The organism is Gemmatimonadota bacterium, assembly GCA_009838845.1.
Lineage (GTDB): Bacteria > Latescibacterota > UBA2968 > UBA2968 > UBA2968 > VXRD01.
In genome coordinates this window covers 62,778-82,657 of sequence record VXRD01000089.1, presented here as the reverse complement: position 1 = coordinate 82,657, position 19,880 = coordinate 62,778, and the positions used below count along the sequence as shown (strand labels likewise).

At 50.5% G+C, this 19,880-nt stretch carries 21 protein-coding genes and 1 pseudogene; 5 read left to right on the top strand and 17 right to left on the bottom strand.

Annotated elements, in window-relative coordinates:
- Window positions 1–162 precede the first annotated feature (162 nt).
- From F4Y39_11500 to F4Y39_11490, 3 genes are read left to right on the top strand one after another with little or no spacing between them, the layout of a single operon-like run.
- The gene (locus tag F4Y39_11500; protein ID MYC14341.1) at window positions 163–1,230 is read left to right on the top strand and encodes a Gfo/Idh/MocA family oxidoreductase; all 1,068 of its coding nucleotides are present in this window, start codon (window positions 163–165) and stop codon (window positions 1,228–1,230) included.
- Window positions 1,227–1,847 (top strand): MBL fold metallo-hydrolase, encoded by a 621-nt coding sequence (locus tag F4Y39_11495; protein ID MYC14340.1) that lies wholly within the window; start codon window positions 1,227–1,229, stop codon window positions 1,845–1,847. Before F4Y39_11500 ends, F4Y39_11495 begins: the two co-directional genes overlap by 4 nt.
- 14 nt (window positions 1,848–1,861) lie before the next feature.
- Complete coding sequence (locus F4Y39_11490) at window positions 1,862–3,364, top strand: leucyl aminopeptidase (GenBank protein ID MYC14339.1); 1,503 nt, start codon at window positions 1,862–1,864, stop codon at window positions 3,362–3,364.
- A 50-nt stretch (window positions 3,365–3,414) separates the two neighbouring features.
- Here the strand turns inward: F4Y39_11490 and F4Y39_11485 are convergent, their stop codons facing one another.
- Window positions 3,415–3,969, bottom strand: a complete 555-nt coding sequence (locus F4Y39_11485; protein ID MYC14338.1) for a hypothetical protein — start codon at window positions 3,967–3,969, stop codon at window positions 3,415–3,417.
- Window positions 3,970–4,000: 31 nt separating this feature from the next.
- Here F4Y39_11485 and F4Y39_11480 point away from each other — a divergent pair, with 31 nt between their 5' ends.
- Complete coding sequence (locus tag F4Y39_11480; GenBank protein ID MYC14337.1) at window positions 4,001–4,630, top strand: histidine phosphatase family protein; 630 nt, start codon at window positions 4,001–4,003, stop codon at window positions 4,628–4,630.
- Window position 4,631: 1 nt separating this feature from the next.
- Here the strand turns inward: F4Y39_11480 and F4Y39_11475 are convergent, their stop codons facing one another.
- The 8 genes and pseudogenes from F4Y39_11475 to F4Y39_11440 form a co-directional block, all read right to left on the bottom strand.
- Window positions 4,632–5,477, bottom strand: a complete 846-nt coding sequence (locus F4Y39_11475; protein ID MYC14336.1) for a hypothetical protein — start codon at window positions 5,475–5,477, stop codon at window positions 4,632–4,634.
- An 8-nt stretch (window positions 5,478–5,485) separates the two neighbouring features.
- Entirely contained in the window at window positions 5,486–6,319 is an 834-nt protein-coding gene (locus F4Y39_11470) for a 3-keto-5-aminohexanoate cleavage protein (protein MYC14335.1), read from the bottom strand.
- A 24-nt stretch (window positions 6,320–6,343) separates the two neighbouring features.
- Window positions 6,344–7,552, bottom strand: coding sequence for an L-rhamnonate dehydratase (locus F4Y39_11465; protein MYC14334.1), 1,209 nt, complete (start codon window positions 7,550–7,552; stop codon window positions 6,344–6,346).
- A 101-nt stretch (window positions 7,553–7,653) separates the two neighbouring features.
- The gene (locus F4Y39_11460; GenBank protein ID MYC14333.1) at window positions 7,654–8,142 is read right to left on the bottom strand and encodes a DUF3368 domain-containing protein; all 489 of its coding nucleotides are present in this window, start codon (window positions 8,140–8,142) and stop codon (window positions 7,654–7,656) included.
- Window positions 8,126–8,386 carry a UPF0175 family protein gene (locus F4Y39_11455; GenBank protein ID MYC14332.1) on the bottom strand — a complete coding sequence of 87 codons (261 nt, stop codon included), beginning with the start codon at window positions 8,384–8,386 and terminating at the stop codon, window positions 8,126–8,128. The genes F4Y39_11460 and F4Y39_11455 overlap by 17 nt, the downstream gene beginning before the upstream one ends.
- A gap of 248 nt (window positions 8,387–8,634) precedes the next feature.
- Window positions 8,635–9,090, bottom strand: a complete 456-nt coding sequence (locus tag F4Y39_11450) for a hypothetical protein (GenBank protein ID MYC14331.1) — start codon at window positions 9,088–9,090, stop codon at window positions 8,635–8,637.
- Between the two features lie 16 nt (window positions 9,091–9,106).
- Window positions 9,107–9,293 (bottom strand): annotated as a pseudogene (locus tag F4Y39_11445) (hypothetical protein).
- Window positions 9,294–9,433: 140 nt separating this feature from the next.
- Entirely contained in the window at window positions 9,434–9,910 is a 477-nt protein-coding gene (locus F4Y39_11440) for a type II toxin-antitoxin system VapC family toxin (protein ID MYC14330.1), read from the bottom strand.
- Window positions 9,911–10,107: 197 nt separating this feature from the next.
- On the opposite strand from F4Y39_11440, the gene F4Y39_11435 reads away from it, so the two are divergent.
- Entirely contained in the window at window positions 10,108–10,410 is a 303-nt protein-coding gene (locus F4Y39_11435; GenBank protein ID MYC14329.1) for a helix-turn-helix transcriptional regulator, read from the top strand.
- A 125-nt stretch (window positions 10,411–10,535) separates the two neighbouring features.
- Here F4Y39_11435 and F4Y39_11430 read toward each other — a convergent pair whose 3' ends face one another.
- The 8 genes from F4Y39_11430 to F4Y39_11395 form a co-directional block, all read right to left on the bottom strand.
- Window positions 10,536–11,852: a hypothetical protein gene (locus tag F4Y39_11430; protein ID MYC14328.1), complete on the bottom strand. Its 1,317-nt coding sequence runs from the start codon at window positions 11,850–11,852 to the stop codon at window positions 10,536–10,538.
- A gap of 1 nt (window position 11,853) precedes the next feature.
- Window positions 11,854–12,810, bottom strand: coding sequence for an alpha/beta hydrolase (locus F4Y39_11425; protein ID MYC14327.1), 957 nt, complete (start codon window positions 12,808–12,810; stop codon window positions 11,854–11,856).
- 29 nt (window positions 12,811–12,839) lie between these two features.
- The gene (locus tag F4Y39_11420) at window positions 12,840–15,740 is read right to left on the bottom strand and encodes a tetratricopeptide repeat protein (protein MYC14326.1); all 2,901 of its coding nucleotides are present in this window, start codon (window positions 15,738–15,740) and stop codon (window positions 12,840–12,842) included.
- Between the two features lie 6 nt (window positions 15,741–15,746).
- Window positions 15,747–16,430: a hypothetical protein gene (locus tag F4Y39_11415; protein MYC14325.1), complete on the bottom strand. Its 684-nt coding sequence runs from the start codon at window positions 16,428–16,430 to the stop codon at window positions 15,747–15,749.
- Complete coding sequence (locus F4Y39_11410) at window positions 16,387–16,824, bottom strand: hypothetical protein (protein ID MYC14324.1); 438 nt, start codon at window positions 16,822–16,824, stop codon at window positions 16,387–16,389. The genes F4Y39_11415 and F4Y39_11410 overlap by 44 nt, the downstream gene beginning before the upstream one ends.
- A complete protein-coding gene (locus F4Y39_11405; protein MYC14323.1) occupies window positions 16,817–17,062 on the bottom strand; it encodes a hypothetical protein in 246 nt (81 codons plus the stop codon). The genes F4Y39_11410 and F4Y39_11405 overlap by 8 nt, the downstream gene beginning before the upstream one ends.
- 235 nt (window positions 17,063–17,297) lie before the next feature.
- Window positions 17,298–18,998: a hypothetical protein gene (locus F4Y39_11400; protein ID MYC14322.1), complete on the bottom strand. Its 1,701-nt coding sequence runs from the start codon at window positions 18,996–18,998 to the stop codon at window positions 17,298–17,300.
- 102 nt (window positions 18,999–19,100) lie between these two features.
- Window positions 19,101–19,859 carry a leucine-rich repeat domain-containing protein gene (locus F4Y39_11395; protein ID MYC14321.1) on the bottom strand — a complete coding sequence of 253 codons (759 nt, stop codon included), beginning with the start codon at window positions 19,857–19,859 and terminating at the stop codon, window positions 19,101–19,103.
- Between the last annotated feature and the right edge of the window lie 21 nt (window positions 19,860–19,880).

The window sequence follows — 19,880 nt, the reverse complement described above, 5'->3', positions numbered from 1 at the left end:
ATATAATATTCCATCTTTCACTCGCTATAAATATAGTGAACATTTGTATATGCGTCAAGGGTAAAATATCACAATCTCACAAAAAAAACTTTCCCTTAACTCGCTGTGATATTATCTTTTGCCCTCATTAAGAGATTCCAACTGAAATCTGAAAGGAGCATCATGGCAGACAAACTCAAAGTCGGCATCATCGGCGTTGGCGGCATCGCGCGCACCCACATGCCTGGATGGGCCGCTTCCGAACATGCCGACCTGATTGCCGGCAGTGATATCAATGCAGACGTACTGAACCATTGGGGCAAAAACAACAACATATCCATCCTTTCCACCGACCCGGACGACCTGTTCAAAAACCCCGATATCGACATCATCGACATCTGCACCCCCAACAATTATCACGCCCCATTGGCCATTGCCGCGCTTGAAGCGGGCAAACACGTCATCTGCGAAAAACCGCTCGCCCCCAGCCCGGAACTCATCAAAAACATGATTGCCGCACGCGACAAATCTGGCAAAACCCTGATGACAGCGCAGCATTTTCGTTTCTCGGGCAAATCAAAAGCCATGCGAGCCGAACTCGACACAGGCGTACTCGGAGACATCTACCACGCGCGAAGCTGGATGCTCCGCCGCTCAGGGGCGCCAAACACACCGGGCTTTATACAAAAACAACACAGCGGCGGCGGTCCCTGCATCGACATCGGCGTTCACATCCTGGACCTCACACTCTGGTTCATGGACAACCCCAAACCCGTATCCGTCACCGGTGTCGCCCGTGCAGAAATCGCCCACCAGAAAGGCGCCTTCAGCAGTTGGGGTCTCATCCCATCGTCGCAGTTCGATGTCGAAGACTTCGCCGCAGCATTTGTGCGCTTTGAAAATGGAGCAACCCTCGTGCTCGAAGTCAGCTGGCTACTCCACCACAAAACGCAGGGCGAAGACATGCAAATGTGGCTCTACGGCATCAGAGGAGGCAGCCACTGGCCCAGTTGCGAAATCTATCAAACCAACAACGATATACAACAACACTACAACCGCACCCTGCAAAATACCCGCGACCTGCTCGAACCCCACGCCCAGGAATGTGTCGAATTTGCCCGGGCCATCGCCGAAGGCAAACCATCACCCGTACCCGCCGAGCAATCGCTGCAAGTCATGGCAATCCTCGACGGCATCTATCGCAGCCAGGAAACGGGCGAAGAAGTAAAAATCGCGCAGGAACTATCGTGATCTTTATATCCACCATCGTCGGTCCGCTTGAAGTCAATTGTTATATCCTCGCCTGCGAAAAAACGCGCGAAGGCATTGTAATAGATCCCGGAGACGATACCGACACCATTCTTCAGCTCATCGAAGACCACAATATCGAGATCGTCGAAATAATTGCCACACACGGACATTTTGACCACATAGGGCGCGTTGCATCGATCAAAGAAAAAACAGGCGCACCATTCGCCATCCACAAAGCCGATGTATTCATGGTCGAGGCGCTTACAGACATTGTCGCACCGATGGGCCTTCAAACCGATCCACCGCCCAAAATCGACCGCTTTATCGATGAAGGCGACACCATCGTCTTTGGCCGCGAAACTCTGAACATCCTCCATGTACCGGGTCACGCGCCCGGCAACATCGCCCTCACATGGCCGGGCGGCGCCATTGTTGGCGACACTGTATTCGCTGGCTCTATTGGTCGGACCGACCTCGAAGGCGCAGACCTGCAAACGCTCATGGACTCCATCCACACCAAAATCCTCACCCTCCCCGACGACACAATACTTCACCCCGGGCACGGGCCAGACACAACCATAGACCGCGAAAAACGCATCAACCCATTTCTCATATAGGACCAATTCTCACCATGAACATCTCCACCACCATCGGCAACATCCTCGAAAGTACAACAGACGCCATCGTACTCAACCTCTTTGAAGGCGTCACAGAACCAGGCGGCGCAACAGGTGCCGCCAATCGCGCGCTGGACGGGCTTATTGCCGACCTCATTGCAGGCGGCGACTTCAGCGGCAAACGCAACCAAACCGCCGTACTCTATCCCCGCGAGGGCATGGCCGCGCCGCGCCTCATTCTCGTTGGCCTGGGCAAACGAGAAGCCTTCACGCCCAATCACGTGCGCCTCGCATCTGCATCTGCGACCAGAGAAGCCATCAAACTCGGCGCAAAAACCCTCGCCTCCATCATTCACGGCGGCGGCATAGGCGGTCTCGATGTCTCAGACGCCGCACAGGCCACCGTTGAAGGCGCAATACTCGGCAACTACAAATTCACCAATTACAAAACAAATCATGACGATCCCAAACGTCTCGACACATTTACCCTCGTCGAATTTGACACATCCAAACAAATCGATGTGGAAAAAGGCGCGAACACCGGACAAATCATCGCCGAAAGCGTGTGTTTCGCCCGGGACCTGAGCAACACCCCCGGCAACGACTTGCCACCGGCGACACTGGCCGACCGCGCTTTGGAAATGGCTCGTGAAACGGGACTCTCCTGTGAAATATTTGACGAACAGCGCATCTCAAATGAAGGCATGGGTGCCCTCAGCGCCGTGGGACAGGGGAGTGCTCGACCGCCTCGTTTTGTCATCCTGGAACACCCGGGAGCCGATCCCAATGCCGCGCCAATCATCTTCATTGGCAAAGGCATAACCTTTGACACGGGCGGCATATCCCTCAAAAGTGGCGACGGCATGTGGGACATGAAATTCGACATGAGTGGATCCGCAGCCGTCATTGGCGCAATGCGAGCCGTGGCAAAACTCGACCTGCCCCACCGCGTCATCGGCCTGGTTGCCGCCGCAGAAAACATGCCCGATGGCCTCGCGTATCGGCCCGGCGACATCTTGCATCCCCTCGGCACCAAAACCGTTGAAATACACAGCACAGATGCCGAAGGCCGCCTCGCCCTCATCGACGCCATCGCATACAGCGCGCGCTACGCGCCCAAAGCAGTCATTGACCTGGCCACGCTAACCGGTGCATGTGTCACCGCACTCGGCAACGAAGTTAGTGGCTTGATGGGCAACGACAATGACCTCATCGCTCAAATCCACGAAGCGGGCAATCGCACCGGCGAAATTGCCTGGCATCTTCCCATTCTGGATGACCACAGAAACAGCATCAAAAGCAATGTGGCCGACCTCAAAAACTCAGGCGGTCGGCCCGCGGGCGCACTCACCGCCGCCGCGTTCCTCGAAGCCTATGTCCAGAACTTCCCCTGGGCACACCTCGACATCGCCGGCACGGCATCGACAAGTTCCGCCAAACCCGACACCCCTATCGGAGCCACGGGCGTTGGCGTGCGATTATTGATCGATTTCCTGCGCCATCAATCGATAAAATAAAAAAGCCGGGACATAAATCCCGGCCTGGATATAAACTCCTGACTCGTCCGCTATCTCTCACCCAAAGAGAACATCAGCCCTGCCTGAATGCCAAAATTATTTGTTGATCCGGACGCAAAAGCGCGAAACCAGCGACCCTGTACAAATGCACCTATACCCTCGGAAATATCAAATCGCATACCACCTGCTACGGCAATCAACGCCTCGGTTGACGTTTCTCTTACAAAGTCTCCGGTCTCTGTATCTACGAGGTAAAGCACTGATCCGTCAAACAGTACATCGACAATCACGGGAAAACCCCGTGCGTGCAACACCCCGCCAGCAACCCCAAAAAACACCGTGCCATAGCGATCGGACAAAGGGGCTTTATAAACCAGACTAACACCCGCTGGAATTTCTGAAATACCGTCCTTCCGATAAAACTCAACAAAAGGCGCCAGATACGTCGGATACAAATCACCAATGGGAATCTCTATGGACAGGTGCCCGCCCCCGCGCGTGGGATCAAGAAGAGCCCCCCCGCCTATCTTGACATCCACCTGTGCATCTGCCCGACCAAAAAACGCGACCATTGTGAAAAAAAACACCGCGACCATTGACTTCATATACACCCCCTCAGAATAGTAAGGAACACACATGCCAACCGACCTCATTCTAATCTGCCATGGACAGGCCAGAGAACGCGACGGCGAAAACCACTACGGCTGGTGGGCCGACCTGCCCCTCTCGCACCGGGGCAAACAACAAGCCATGCTCATTGGCGAACGCCTCAGAAGCGGCTTTGACATTCGCGGCCTATACACCAGCCCCCAACAATGCGCCCATCAAACAGCCGAATGGATAGGCGATATACTCCATATCGTGCCCGAAGTAGAAAATGACCTGCGCGAACTCGAAAGCGGCGACCTGGCCACACTCACCCGCGAAGAAGTCCGAAAATATTATCCCGGCTTTTTGGGAGGACAATCCCTCGAAGAGGCGCGCGTTCCAGGCAGCGAAACCTATGCCGACCTGCACACCCGCGTTGCCAGCACCGTGAGCCAACTCGTCAACGAAGCGCCCGACCAGCAAATTGCGTGCATCACACACGTTCGGCCTATTGTCGCCTGCCTGCAAGCGATCATGGGATACACGCCCGAAGACGAACACAAACCCCAATTCGCGTGCCACACGGCCTCCATTCATCACCTTCGACTCGACCCCGGAGGCGAACCCACCTTTATGGCACTCAACGATATTGCCCATCTCGCAGACCTCCCCCAATAATTCACAGATCATCCATCAGAGGACCGCGCGTTTCCATAGCCATAGAAATGCGCTCACTGCGCGTGCCATCGCCATTGCAGTGGTAGAATCGCACCGCACCGCGAAACTTATCCGCGTGCTGAACAAAATCGAGCTCTGCTTCTGCGACTTGTCCGGGCACAAAAGGCTTGCGAAAATAAATCACAATTTCGTGAAACCGCAAGCGCCCGACATCGCCTCCCATCTTGTGATATTGAAGCGACAGGAGATCGAGCACCCGGTCCATGTACTTGACGGTGTTGATATGCCGATACTGATCTGACTGATCCATGTGAAAAACAACCGGCTGCGTGTCATAGGTCAGCATCTCACCACTGCCCTCGCAGCGATAGGATTCGATATCCCGGCTGAGCAAATCATCTTCGCCCAATTCGTACTCCTTCAGAAATTTAAGCTCCTCCGGCACATCGGAAGGCATGCGCTCATCAGGCGGTGCAAGCGGCCGCGTAAGCGCCAGCCAAAACTCCGATCGACCAACCAGATTATCCGCCTTAAAAAGTTCGCATGTCAGAACGATATGCCCGCGTTTGAGACTTCCGTCATCATTGCGCGTTGTAACCAGACGGATCTGCGATTCCTGTCGCAGTGTTGTCTGAAGAGAACAGGGATGCCCGAAAGTTTCAAATTTCAAAATATGATTGATCGGCGCGACACCATCGCCGCTATTGACATTGGATCGCCAGTAGGGCCGCAGCATGTGAAGACCCGACCGCAACGTGAGGCTCAAACTGGATGCGACCAACTCGGCATTCATATTGAGCATGCGCCAGTCAACGTCATATTCAGTTGTACTCGTCAGAACATCCATCTCACCCCTCATCCCGGATACGTAAGCCCCAGCATTTCTCGAGCATCATTTGGCGTGGCAATCTCGCCTTGAAGTTTCTCCACAATACTCGCCGCGAGATCGACCATCTGTGCATTGCTCTTGAGCAAAACACCTCTCCGCAAATAAATATTATCTTCAAAACCCACCCGTATATGCCCTCCCATGAGAAAAGCCATGGTAATCATCGGCAACTGCCCTTTTCCCACACCCAGAGCGGACCAGATCACATCGGGCGGCAAGAGACTCTTCATAAAAATCAGATTCTCAGGCGTGGCTTCAATACCCCATCCGGGCCCCATACACAATTGGATAAACGGGGGATCTTCGAACAACCCCTCCTCAATCATATACCGCGCCTGGCGGATATGACCGGCATCAAAAACCTCGATCTCCGGTTTAACGCGATGCTCTCGCATGCGCTTTGCCGCGGCAACACCCCATTCGGGTGGATTCATAAACACCCGAGTGCCAAAATTCAACGAGCCGATATCCAGAGAACAAATCTCGGGCTTCAGCGTAACTGGCTCAAGCCGCTCCTCAATAATATTTTCCCCTTTAATATTTCCCCCACTCGTCGTCAGATTAATGGCAATATCGCAAGCTTGCCGAATCCGATCCACCACCTCCTTAAAAAGCTCAATCCGCGAACACACAATACCCGTCTCGGGATCGCGCACATGGATATGCGTAATAGCCGCACCCGCCTTATGGCACTCGATAGCGGCTTCTGCAATCTCCTTTGGCGTATAAGGCACAGCCGGATTCATATCCTTCGTAGGACCCGATCCCACAACCGCCACTGAAATAATTGTCTTATCCATTTTTGTTCCTCTTGTCCTCTAAAATTAAAACGGCACCAACCAATCCTCTTCAATCCCCAGATCAAAACCCGGACCACTCGGCGCAAACTCCAGATAGCTATTGCGCGGCACGCGCGCGCCGGGTTGCGCCACTTCTTCAAGTGGTACCCCCGGATCAGAACCGATAAAATACTCACACCAGGGCGTATTGGGCATTGCCCAGCTCAAATGCTGACCGTACGCATCGCGTCCCCCGCCGTGCAGACAAACTTCCAGACCCGCAGCAGCAGCCATATTACAAATTTTGACACAAGCAGTCAAACCCCCCACCCACTGAATATCGGGCTGGAGAATATCGAGACACCGATTTTCGATCATCAACTGATAGGGATACTGCGTGTAAAAATGCTCGCCACTGGCAAGCGTCAACCACGGCAGGCGCTTCTTGAGTTCAATATGCCCCCCAACATCTTCGGGAATCAGACACTCTTCCATCCACCGCAAATTATAAGGGCGCAGACGATTGGCCAGGCGCGCGGTATATTCCACATCCAAAGCCATATAACAATCCAGCATGAGATCGCAATCATCGCCGATCAACTCGCGGACCTCGGCTACTCGCCTCTCGTTCTCTCCCAATCCCCACAACCCATCAACCGGCCCATATTGACAGGGCAACTTAAACGCCCGAAACCCCAACTCCTTGTACCAATCCACATCATCACCCGTCGCGTACACAAACAAACGATCGCGCGCCGGACCGCCCAGAAGTTCATAAACGGGCTTGCCCTGCAATTTCCCCGCCAGATCCCACAGCGCCAGATCCACAGCACTAATCGCCAACGAGGCAATCCCCACAGTCCCAAAAGATTTGGACACGCGAAACATCATATCCCACAGCTTTTCAATTGCCAGACAACTTTCCCCTTCCAGTATATGCGCGAAAGCATCTTCCACCACCATAGCAACCGGGCGTCCCGCCGACGTGCCGAGGCCCCAGGTCCCGTCTTCAGCGGTCACCTTAACCGAGAACCTGGGCCATTGTCTGGCACCGTAAAGCTGCCGCCGCGCCTTAAACCGCGGGAACTTAGACATCGGATTTGCCACCTCTATCTGCGAGGGCCACGCCTTTCTATACCCCTTTGTCCTCGGGGCTGCACCTGTTGAAGCGGCGAGCGTCGTACCAGACCCCGTTGAGACCTGGCTTGCATCTGGCCGTTCAACGCGAACGACTTCGACGGATTTGATTTTCATGTGTTTTCCTTTTCTCGTATTGGGAATATCCTCAAAAACAAACAATGTAGCAACAACGCGAGATTGTCAATCGGATTTCAGAATATATCCCTTCTATCTCCTCAAACTTCATCAACCAATTCTAAAACTCTTCGTTTTAAGTCTTCAGACAACCACATCCCGGCAACCTCAAGCGCATTGAGAATAGGGGCCACTGATTCAATCATATTTTTTTGTCTGGCAGAAGCCAATAAGCCAACAGTGCCGATGACTTGAAGACCACATATTTCGGCCTGATATCTGGCGTCCAGATCATCTAAGATTACCCAATCAGCATGACCATCAAGCGCAAGGAGAATGGCTTCACGTTCACCAGCACCCAGAGAATCGACTCTTTCTGATACAGAACGACGTTCTATTTGTCGAATCTCAATCCAGGGATAATCGGTAAGATTGGGAACGCGAACACCCTGCGCCTTACCTTTCGCCAATTCTGTAACGACGGCTTCAGGCACAAGCACCCGATCAAAGAGGCGGTGTAGCAGGGTCAGTTGGTCAATTCGGTAGAAGTAAAGCAGAGGGGATGTATCGACACTACAGATTCCTGGCACTGGAAATATCCTTTGCCAATTCTTCTGGAGTCAGATTGATAGGAGATACCTGGTAGGATTTTAAGGCATCTAAAAACACAACGCGCTCCATGCCCGCAAACCGAGCCGCCTGGCCCGATGACAAACGTCCGAGTTCAAACAGTTTGACAGCTATGAGCAGGCGGCCTTGTTCGGCGAATTGTTCAGGCGTTTCACTGAGGGTCTGCAGAATATCATCTGGACATTCAAATGTAATTTTTAACATGTGCGTCCCGTTCTATCCATATTTGAATTACGCTTATTAAAGAAAAAGTGTAGTAACGACACGATTTTGTCAACCGCATTTCGGTTTGACCAGCATATAACCACAATATGGGTATCAAAGTAGATCGAGATTCCTCTCCTTGTCCCATGTGATATGAACCAGATCCTCGGGATCGCCTTTAATCACATGCTTCCTTTTCTGCAAGTTCCGAAGTTTGAACATTTCTCTCATATCGATGCTGCACTTTTTTAAGAATGTAGTAAGATCTTTGGATGATTTGAGCTTATAACAAGATTTATCGGGTGAAAATAGACCAGAATATTTTTCTGCAACTGCAATAAGTTGAGAACATTGTTCAGGGTTCCCTTACTCTTTCCATCCCAGATCATGAAGCCACAGGACGCTACTTGGGCCATCTTTGCATCCTTAGTAGTGTAGTATGCAAAGTCCTTTACCTGATTATCTGCATAAATCTGTTCTACTGGCCAACTTCCCACATTGTTCCGACAGTGGTCCCCCATGCAATAGACGATAACATTCGGATATGCTTTTTCGGCTAAATAGCTCTGTACCGCTTTATCAGCACCATTTGCATCTCCGATGACAATAGCAAAACGCTGACGCATGATGTTATACACTCTGGATCTGATGGTATCGTTTAAGCGTGTGATACTACGAGAACCGCCAATGAAAACTGTCTTCATGATATTGCCTTTATCGCTACTGATCTGAAGTTGTAATAGCTGTTGCAACAGCCGTACGGGATGGATACTGCACGTATTTACGACCAGATGATTTTTGTTTTTTTTATATCGCGGAATATCTCTTTGAGATTGTAGCCGAATTGAGCAGCGTGTTTGTCGCGTACTGCTCGGACTTCCGAAACAATAGGATCATTCGTCGTCATAATGCTCTTGCAGTTTCTTTTTTAATTCGTTACGCAATGCATGAGACTTGCTCTGGTAGAATGCCAATTGCTCTTTTACCGTTCTATCCTTGAGTTGCTCATAGTGCGCGTCTCGAATTCGGCGCACCATCTTAACCGCATCAAACGTCTTTTTCGTCTCCATAATTAGTCACCTCACGCGGAGAGTATATCTGTAATGGTTTATAGCCACGCTCAATGTTCACAGCGGAGAACAGACGTATCTTGTCAAAGTGTACAATGTGCTTGAAGTTCCAGCTAACCAACACATCAACTTCTGCAACCGAAGCTAAAGCGATATGCAGGGCATCATCGAAGAATCTGTCTGTCAGAATCTGTCTTTCTAGGTAGATTTCAGCAAGTTGCACGACTTCCTCTGTAGCGTTGAGAAATTCAGGCTCCAGAGTCAAAAGTTCTGAGTAAATATCTCGAATGGACTCGGGGGCATCCTGAACCTCCGCATCAACGACTTCGGATACGACCGGACGGAAGTTACCCAAGCGGAAATCTTTCATCAAGCCGTTTGACCAGGTGGCAAACTCATCATCATGGCAGCCGCCGATGACAGAAGTATCAACATATACACGCTGTAATCTCATGTAGCCTCATTGTATAGCATCAGCGAGTTTCTACCAAAATCGTACTGCGCTGTCTCCCACTGTATCTATACTGTCCGATAAAAAATGTAGCAACAACGTGATATTGTCAACCGCATTTCAAAACATATCAAGGCAGGTTGAACTTGCTGCATACGTCATTTTGACGTATGATTTGGGAATTAAGGAGATCAATAAACATGATTACTAAAGCACAATATGGGACTTCTGAACTGGAGAGAGACTTTGGATGTCTCACATTTGGAAATGCTCTGGCGAGTTATCGAATAGGAGAAGAAAAAAGCCAGAGAGCGTTTGCTGACTTTTTGGGAATCTCCCCTCAAAGCCTTTGTGATATGGAAAAAGAAAGAAGAATTCCAAGCCCCAGCAGAGCAGCCAAAATTGCCAGACAACTCGGCGAGCCAGAAAACTTTTGGGTTCAGCTTGCACTACAAGACATGCTACGAAAAGAAAATTTGAACCTTGTTGTTTCTATTGATTGATGCGTAAGTCGGGAAAAGGATTTCCCTCCTACCTGACTGGATTGCTGATATTAGTGACAACCAAAACCAACTGGATCGCGGCTAAAAGCCTGCCGCGATGACGGCATTGTTGATTGACACCACCCCTACCACCCTGGTCCCACATCTGCCGCGGTTAAGGGACCGCCATCCTCCGTTCCCGTCGGGAACTCAACGCAACCAATCGTCTTGTGCTCGTCCCGTGAATGCCCCAGAACATCCGTCGTAATCTCTGGATAATGCCCCTCTGCATTGCCAATCAGACCACTGGACTCTGCTGGCGCAACAACCCCATTGGGCAGATAATCCACATCGACCCGCCCAGTTTTTATCCCATCCCGATCAGGCATACCCAAATCCCCATCCGTCACATTCCCCTCCCACCTCCAATCCACCGGCTCATCGTCCTGCACCAGCCGCACAGTCCCATCGGATCTCACAAAAGCATTATTTGCAATCACACAATCTTTAGGCGCCGTGCCATTGGGATACCTGCTGTGATTTAGCCCCACAACCATCGCCGGGCTACACCCCACAAACGTATTAAACGCAATCAGCGCGCGTTCCACCCGCACATAGAGATCATCCGACGCCCCATCCATCATACCCACCCCAAACGCATTGAGCGAGTGGAACAAATTATTCACAACAACCTGATCCGTCCCCTGCAAGCGCACACCGCCAGCCCGGCGCTCGCTCTCGCCAAAAAAGAAATTCTCAGACACCACATTGCCATGCCCATGCCGAAGCACCAGCGCCCCCCGGCAATCGCGAAACGTATTCCTGCGGAGAATATTGCCATTGGACTTCACAGAAATAATCTCCGCCTCCCCACTACAACGCACAAAAAGATTGTACTCAATCACCGTCTCACAATCGCCCGGCTCCGGATCGTACGGATTCCCCTCCGTAATAAGCTGAAGCGTCTCGTATCCATTGCTCTCCTTACCATCCGGAACATCCACAAAATAATTGTGATGAACAAGGTGCCTCTCGCCCTGATTCCGAACGTAAATCTGCATCAACTGGCAGCCGCGCGTCTCCTCGAGATTATTGGTCTTATTCTCAAACCGGCAGCGATCAATCTCAACCTCCCGGCTCTCTGCCCTCACCCGTATCCACTTGCCCACCTGCACATCCGTCATCACACAGCGACTTATGCGACAACCCCTCCCTCGAATCTCCACACTCCCCTTCTCCACAAAGTGAAACCCCACAAGACTGATATAATCTCCCACCAGCAACAACGGCGCCTTTATAACCGCCTTTCCCATACCCTCCGCCCGAATAACAATCGGCTGATCTGCGGTCCCCCTTGCCGCGAGCTTGCACCTTTCACCATCATACACGCCATCAGTTAGCGTAATCACATCACCCGGCTGTGCCTCAGCCACCCGGTCTTCGAGTTCAGATAAATGCTTCATCTCAATTTCCCGGTTTCAACACACGATTAAAAAACGCTTCACGGGCAGGCTCAGTAAACGCGATATTGCGCTGAAAAGCACCGTGTCCACTCTCGTCGCCCAGGAGAATATAACTGACATTCTTGGCACCGGCTTCTCGCAGCGCATTGACAAGCTTGTCCGAATGATAGACACCAACCGTGCGATCAGATATTGCATGGACGAGCAAAATAGGCGGTGCATCGGCCGAGGCATAGGTCACAGGAGAAACCTTAGCGCGAACCTCTTCGGATTCCAGTCTAAGCTCATTTTTGCGAGGGGGACGTGCTCGCTGCTGATTGCGCTGGCGGTCACTCATAGCAGACAGAAAGTCGGTAGGCGTAGCACTCGCCACAACAGCCTGAACCATACTGGAATACTCCTGGTAAGGCCCATCGCCCTCAAGCCCAGCTGAAGGAGGACACACACCCAGCATAACAGCCAGATGCGCGCCAGCAGAATTTCCACTCGCACCAATCCGTTCCGGATCAATATGGTACTCCTCGGCATGGGCGCGCAGCCAGCGCACCGCATTCTTCACATCCTCAACACACGCGGTAATAGGCGCTTCATCGAGCATCCGATAGTTCACCGTAACACAAACATAGCCCCTATCTGCATAGCTGATAGTAGGACGAAGAAAACCTCCCCGACGTTTATCCCCACCTCTCCACCCACCCCCGTGGATAAAAACAAGAGCAGGACGAAGAGACTCGCCGCGCTCTGTGGGCATCGCGAGATCGAGTTTCCACGCCTCGTTCCCCTCGCGATACGCAATATCGGGAATAAAAGTCACACCTTCGGGTAATTGTTGCATAATTTGCTCCACGGTGATTGTGCGTTGCTGGCGTCGGTTTTGTTGTTGTGGCTGTTGTGGTTGCTGAGCATCAACAGATTGAAACACCAAAACAACGAACAGAAAACAGACAAATTTGGACATAGCGCCCTCCTTATTATGGTTCACACTTCCTACTTCTCACTTCCCACTTCTCTTCGTATCTGCGCGAGAACGCGCTGTACCCGTGTAAAATTCGGCCGTAGCGCGAGCGCCTTCTCCAAATAGGGAACAGCCTCTCGCAACCTCCCGGCCTGTGCCAGCGCCGTACCCAGATCGGCATACGTATCGGGCCTATCCGGATGCAAGCGGATCGCATCCTTGTAATGCTGAATCGCTTCATCAAAGCGTCCAAGCCTGTGAAGCGCCATAGCAATACCATTTTGCGACAGCGCATTATTCGGATAGTAGCGAATCGCATCCTCGTAATAGCGAACCGCCTCCACAAGCCGTCCCGCGCGGTGAAACGCCACAGCCCGTCCATTCAGCGCGCGAGCATCTGTGGGATCGAGTTCCAAAACCCGCGCATAGTGTCTTTCTGCATCCTGCAAGCGACCCAGTTGCATCATCGCATCGGCGAACATGCGATGCGCATCCACATACTCGGGAAGTCGGCGAATCGCCTCGGCACAAAGCGTAGCAATACGCCTGTGTTCCCGCGCGGGAATCAAATCCGACGCCTCGCGAACAAAAACGCGCGCGGCGATCTCCCTTAAATTTTTATTTTGAACCTCCGCAATCCGCGCATCCGCCTCGCCCGGCATCAACGCATCAATAGAATCCCGGTATTTATACAATATCTCCGCAAACGCAAGCTCATCGCTCTCCGCATGCTGAACCGACTCATAGTCCAGAACCGGTCGGTCATCCCAATACACATCCGCCTCAACTGTCGCAGAAGCCAGACCCTCCGCCCCCATCAAATAACCACCCCAAAAAACATGCGGCTGATTGAGAGAATACGCCACCCCGCCCCAGTGACTGTATTGGAGATCCGCATGAACCTCCTCATCCATCCCCAACAATTTCCCCTCAGCAATCTTGAACGCATCATCCACCGAACCAATAAGCAAAAGCTCAGACGTATTATACCACAAAATACTCTGCGGAAAAACAGTCAAAAAACTGCGCACAACACCGCGGAACTGGTCCTCCGTCAGAAATCGCAACGGCACAAACTGCACCAGATACCCACCTGGTGCCAGACGTTCTCGGGCGCGCGCATAGAAATCAACCGTATAAAAAAACGCCACACCCGGACGAGAAACCTCGCCAAGCTCAAGAGAAATAATATCATAAGTCGCCGCAGTATGGCGCAAAAAATTGCGCCCATCTTCAGCGATAATCTCCACGCGCGAATCGCCCATCCAATCCGTCTCAAAATGTTCCTCAATAAAAGGAAAAAGCGCAGGCTCGATATCCACACACGCCAGATAATCGATGGGATACATCAGAAAACGGCTAACCGTCTGCCCCGTACCAGCCCCCACAACAACGACCCGTTTGGGATTCGGATGCAAAAGCATCGGCACATGCGCCGCCATAATCTGATGGTTCTTCTTGCTCCCGCCTTGCCACCAGCGGTCAATCTCCAGTTCCAGATCATCCTCCCGCCGGACAACCGCCATATTCGCGCCATAACCCTCTCGGAACGCCACGAGATCCCGTCCCTCACCGATAAAATCCGCAGGCACCTGCGTCTGCGAAAAATACGGAATCCCCAGATAGACCAGAATGGCGACCAATGCAGCCGCATATTTGAACACGCGATATCTTCCATCCAGCAAAAACCATGCAGAAATGCCAATGGCGAGATTCGCACCCGTAATAAAAAACAAACTCTTCTCAAGACCAAAAAAGGGAATCCCTACAAAACCAATCAAAAGAGACCCGAGAATCCCCCCAAGCGTATTCACCGCAATCAAATTCCCAGCCATCCCAGACGTATATTCCGCATTGCGAATCACCAGCCGAATCGCAAGCGGAAAAGCCGCGCCACTCAACACAGCAGGGGGCAAAAGCACCACAAAATAGATATACAAATCATTGCCCAATCCTCGCCATGCCCCGGGCGAAAGCATCAAAAGAGCCAGCACAACAAGACCCGTCGCAACCTGAAACGCGCCAAAATAATACGCCCGTCTCTCTGTCCTATCGGAAAACAGGGACGCCAGAACACTCCCCAGAACCAGCCCAACCAGCACAACGCCCAGCGTCAGCGTATAAGTATAAACCGTATTATTGATCAGAAGCCCCAGATACCGCACCCACAGCACCTCGGCACCCAGAGCCACAAATCCAATCGCAAAAAACAGAACAAATACAACGCTACTCCGCGGGAGCCCGCCACTCACACCGCGAGACTGCGCCGAATCGGGAAACACATCCTCCCGGGCAATGGACAGCGCGCGAACAACAACCCCACTCAGAATATTGCATACAACGCCAATATAGATCGCACCGCGCAGACCCAGATCCGGCAAAAAAACAAACCCCGTAGCCGCGCAACCCAGTGCAGCCCCCAGCGTATTGACACCGTAGAGAAGACCAACAGCACGCGCAATCGTGCCGCTATCGCGCGAATACTGACGGCAAAAAAGAGGAAGCGTACCGCCCATCAGAACAGTGGGCGGCAGAACGACGAGCGCAACCAGAAGAAGACGGGTAGTAAACCGCAGGAAGGGAGCATCGCTCAACAGTCTATACGCGATGCCATAGAGAAAATCTGCAAAATCAAACGCAAAAGGACTGATCAGAGCCAGAAGACCCAGACCAATTTCGATATACGCAAAAAGAATAAGTGGCCGAAAAGTCCGTTGACCAACGCGCCCGAAAAGATACGCCCCAATAGCCAGACCCAGAAAAAAAACAGATAGAACCGCGCTCACCGCAAAAGTCGTTGACCCAAACAAAAGCGCGGCCTGCCGTATCCAGGCAACTTCGTAAACCAGCCCGGCAAACCCCGACAAAAAAAAGCATATCAGCGCGGTGACATGCTGTGTTATTGGAAAGGATTTTCTGGAAAGATTACTCACATGAGATCATACTTTCAATTCACGGCGTTTCTGTAACACTTCTTCCAACTGAGAAGCAAGACGGTATTTCCCAACAGATTTTAACTGGTCCGGTAGTTCAGGACGGGATGCGGGATAAATACCTGACCTGATTAAACAAGCACGCGCCATTTGTGTCAGCATCGCGATAAATTGTTCCTCTGCTGCATCCTCGTCACCAATCACTTTAATATCCTCAAAAAGCCGCTTCGCTCTTTCGGCACGTTTATCCGCTATTCTTGCAGAAGGCAAGGGAAGATGATCTTTCCATTTATCACACAAGGTTGTCCAATACTGATCTTTCTCGTAAAGAACCTCTCCAAAACGAATTGTCCAACCCAGAAGTTCGTGCCCCTCTGTAATAAGAGATTCTACATCCTCTCGACAATATGACCTGATATCGACATCAAGAGGTGGGTTTGCAAAACTTGGCCTATCATTCTCATAAATAATCAGTAAATCAACATCCAAGCAGTATTTGGCATTTGGGCGAATAATGGAACCAAAAATCACAATTGCCCAGATATCGGGTTGCTCACACAGCCTTTGTACAAAATTTTTGACCCAATCTTTCGCATGAGTACTGGGCCATTTATCAATCGTTCTGAAAAATTGCAATGAATCAATGTTATTCGGGCGATTGCTCGTCAGATTTCTGATCATCCTGATCATTTGATCCATCTCCCAATAACGCAGAAACTGCTTCCACATACTCTTCAATTTTATCTGCCACATCCTCTGCATCCAAATCTGGAAAATCTACATCGCCATAAGCCGAAGCTTTGCGAGCCGTATTGAGATCCCAAAGAAAATCGGCAACATCGGGCAATCCGTGAGATTGAAAAAGCTTACGCGCTATTTCAGCTTTATCTGTATGGGACCTTTTGAAATCCAGACCTGTATGTAAGCCTGCTGCGACAATAGCAGCTTCCAGACAATAAAATCCATAAATTGTAAGGTCTGCCCAATCAGTAGGATCATCCCATGCTGCGAGAACGCGTTCCAGATGTTGCTTTGCGTATGACAGGGATTTTGCAGCTTCGGTATTCAATATAATTTTACTCAAATTCCATAATCAGGTCAGCCCTGACAAAACTCTGCAATTCGTTTTTGGGAATATCCCGGGCATTTTGCGACCGGGCCAAAGAGATGATTTCCCGTTGAGACATTGTTCGCACCAAATCGAATCCCATGCTATCGGCTATCAAAGCCGTGTCTCTAAGCGCGGCATCTCTCGCATGGCCGCCTTTGAGCACGCCAAGGCTATTGTCTATATTTCTCAAATGCTTATTGATGGGAAACATTATAATTCTTACCGCGGTAATAGAATAGAAAGCTGAACGCACCAAAACTACCCATTTAGCACTATTTTGGCAACCTTTGAAATATAAATCAATAAAATTAAAAATAGGCGATATATACTCCAAAAAGAATATATCGCCCATTCTATAAGAAACAAGCTCTGTTTTTAGTTGAAAAAGTCGGTCATCTCTCCTCACGATCCACTTTTGGGTTGATCACGCCCTTCCTCTCCCCTATCTACCTGCGAAAAATATAACCACCTGCCTCCCATTCCTCACCCCTCAATGATTCCATCATCCCATGGAGTATGTCTCGTTCTTGCTCCACCGCGGGTTTCGACGCGCTAAAACGCACATCAACCCCTCTGCTCTGAAGGGCTGGAATGTGCGTATTGATTGACGTGGCACTCAATGGGTTGCCACTCACAAAAACTCTATCTCCACTGCCCAATCCCGTGTTTGCAACCAGGGGCGCGAGGTCCAAAATTCGGTTGTCGCTAAGAAACAACTCTATCAGACTGGTTAAGCCGGATAAGGCAGACACATCCGCAATGCTGTTGCTGCGAAGATACAGCTTTCTCAGACTGGTCAAACCGGATAGTCCAGACACATCCGTGATGCTGTTGGCATCAAGAAACAACTCTATCAGACTGGTTAAGCCGGATAGTCCAGACACATCCGTGATACTGTTGCTGATAAGATACAGATATTCCAGATTGGTTAAGCCGGATAAGGCAGACACATCCGCAATGCTGTTGTTGATAAGATTCAGACCCTCCAGATTGGTTAAACCGGATAAGGCAGACACATCCGTAATACTGTTATTGAAAAGATTCAGCCATGTCAAACTGGTCAAACCAGATAGCGCAGATATATCCGAGATACTGTTTTTGTAAAGATTCAGATATGTCAGACTGGTTAAACCGGATAAGGCAGACACATCCGCAATGCTGTTGGCCTCAAGATTCAGACTTTCCAGCTTGGTTAAGCCGGATAGTGGTGAAAGATCCGAGATGCTGTTGCTGTTGACCAGACGCCCTCCTACTGTCTTAAGACCAAAATCCAACCTTGTCAAACTGGTCGCAAACTCAAGGCCAGTCAAGTTCCTGATGTTCGCATTTTCTGCCTCAAGGCGAGTCAGGGTTGACATCTCATCCCTGGTGATCAGCGCACCGCGCGCCTTGCCAAGCTCAGCCTCAATGACAACACGTAAATTCGCATCCGGAATAGCAACATAAGAAGAGACATCCTGGCCATAGCTGTTGCCAAAGATCACAAAATCGGAAAAGCCAATCACACCATCGCTGTCCAAATCATACTTGGTTTCATACTTTCCATCCCCCTGACGTGACCCATACTGACTCCCAAATAACACAAAGTCGGAAAAGCCAACCTGACCATCGCCGTCAAAATCTGGCGAAAGAACTGTTTGTAACCATAATTCAACGCGCAAATTCAGGGACACACTCTGCGTTTGACCACCACGGGCAAGATCAGCACGCACCAACCGAATTGCACTACCCGAAAACGCAGCCAACGTGCGAAAACGAATCGTACCAATCAGACCGCTATTGACCGTGGCTTGCCCCCCAAAAGACACAAGGCTAATATTCACAAAGTTTGATCCTTGCTCTGTGAGTTTTTGTGCATTGGGCAACACAGCACTTGCGTCAAACCTGTCATAAGCAACCTGATTCGCATCGTATTCAAAACGCACAGATACACCAGTGGCATTCTGAATATCTTCACCGAAGATCTGTATGGCAATAACTTGATCTGGTGAAGTATTCAAAGACGTGACTGCCTGATCACCTGTGGCACTATCCACATCCAGCAAAAGAGAAAAGCTATTCTGTGCCGAAAGAGACAGTGGGTGCATCAAAAACACGAATGTTGACAGGATCAATAGAATCTGGTTACGCATTGTTTTTCCTTTCATTTCGTTACATATTTCTCGCAATTAAAGCTGCTTCAGCGAAAATATAATTACTCTCTATCCCCCATCAACCCCAAACGTTTCCATCACCCCACGGAGTATGTCTCATTCTTGCTCCACCGCGGGCTTCGACGCGCCAAAGCGCACATCAACCCCTCTGCTCTGAAGGGCTGGAATGTGTGTATTGATTGACGTGGCACTCAGGGGGTTGCCACCCACAAAAACTCTATCTCCACTGCCCAATCCCGTATTTGCGACCAGCGGCGCGAGGTCCGAGATCCTGTTGGCGTAAAGATAAAGCGATGTCAGACGGGTCAAACCAGATAACGCAGACACATCCATGATACTGTTGATGCCAAGATCCAGCCATGTCAGATTGGTCAAGCCAGATAACGCAGATACATCCGTGATATTGTTGTTACCAAGATTCAGCCATGTCAGATTGGTCAAACCGGATAACACAGACACATCCATGATACTGTTTTCGGCAAGACCCAGATTTCTCAAATTGGTCAAACCGGATAACACAGACACATCCGTGATACTGTTGGCGGAAAGATAAAGCGATGTCAGACGGGTCAAACCAGATAACGCAGACACATCCGTGATGTTAATGTTGCGAAGATACAACTCTGACAGACGGGTCAAGCCGGATAATACAGATACATCCGTGATGTTGTTGTCATCAAGATGTAGCCTAGTCAGACGGGTCAAGCCAGAGAGCACTGACACATCCGATATGCTGTTGTCGAAAAGATACAGCGTTTCCAGATTCGTCAAACTGGACAGTCCAGACACATCCGTGATGCTGTTGGCACTAAGATACAGCATTTCCAGATTCGTCAAACTGGACAGTCCAGACACATCCGTGATGCTGTTGGCACT

Coding starts and splice junctions, on each gene's coding strand:
- F4Y39_11500 (MYC14341.1), top strand. CDS start 163: ATGGCAGACAAACTCAAAGTCGGCATCATCGGCGTTGGCGGCATCGCG.
- F4Y39_11490 (MYC14339.1), top strand. CDS start 1,862: ATGAACATCTCCACCACCATCGGCAACATCCTCGAAAGTACAACAGAC.
- F4Y39_11485 (MYC14338.1), bottom strand. CDS start 3,969: ATGAAGTCAATGGTCGCGGTGTTTTTTTTCACAATGGTCGCGTTTTTT.
- F4Y39_11480 (MYC14337.1), top strand. CDS start 4,001: ATGCCAACCGACCTCATTCTAATCTGCCATGGACAGGCCAGAGAACGC.
- F4Y39_11475 (MYC14336.1), bottom strand. CDS start 5,477: ATGGATGTTCTGACGAGTACAACTGAATATGACGTTGACTGGCGCATG.
- F4Y39_11470 (MYC14335.1), bottom strand. CDS start 6,319: ATGGATAAGACAATTATTTCAGTGGCGGTTGTGGGATCGGGTCCTACG.
- F4Y39_11465 (MYC14334.1), bottom strand. CDS start 7,552: ATGAAAATCAAATCCGTCGAAGTCGTTCGCGTTGAACGGCCAGATGCA.
- F4Y39_11455 (MYC14332.1), bottom strand. CDS start 8,386: ATGTTAAAAATTACATTTGAATGTCCAGATGATATTCTGCAGACCCTC.
- F4Y39_11450 (MYC14331.1), bottom strand. CDS start 9,090: ATGAAGACAGTTTTCATTGGCGGTTCTCGTAGTATCACACGCTTAAAC.
- F4Y39_11440 (MYC14330.1), bottom strand. CDS start 9,910: ATGAGATTACAGCGTGTATATGTTGATACTTCTGTCATCGGCGGCTGC.
- F4Y39_11435 (MYC14329.1), top strand. CDS start 10,108: ATGATTACTAAAGCACAATATGGGACTTCTGAACTGGAGAGAGACTTT.
- F4Y39_11430 (MYC14328.1), bottom strand. CDS start 11,852: ATGAAGCATTTATCTGAACTCGAAGACCGGGTGGCTGAGGCACAGCCG.
- F4Y39_11425 (MYC14327.1), bottom strand. CDS start 12,810: ATGTCCAAATTTGTCTGTTTTCTGTTCGTTGTTTTGGTGTTTCAATCT.
- F4Y39_11415 (MYC14325.1), bottom strand. CDS start 16,430: ATGATCAGGATGATCAGAAATCTGACGAGCAATCGCCCGAATAACATT.
- F4Y39_11405 (MYC14323.1), bottom strand. CDS start 17,062: ATGTTTCCCATCAATAAGCATTTGAGAAATATAGACAATAGCCTTGGC.
- F4Y39_11400 (MYC14322.1), bottom strand. CDS start 18,998: ATGAAAGGAAAAACAATGCGTAACCAGATTCTATTGATCCTGTCAACA.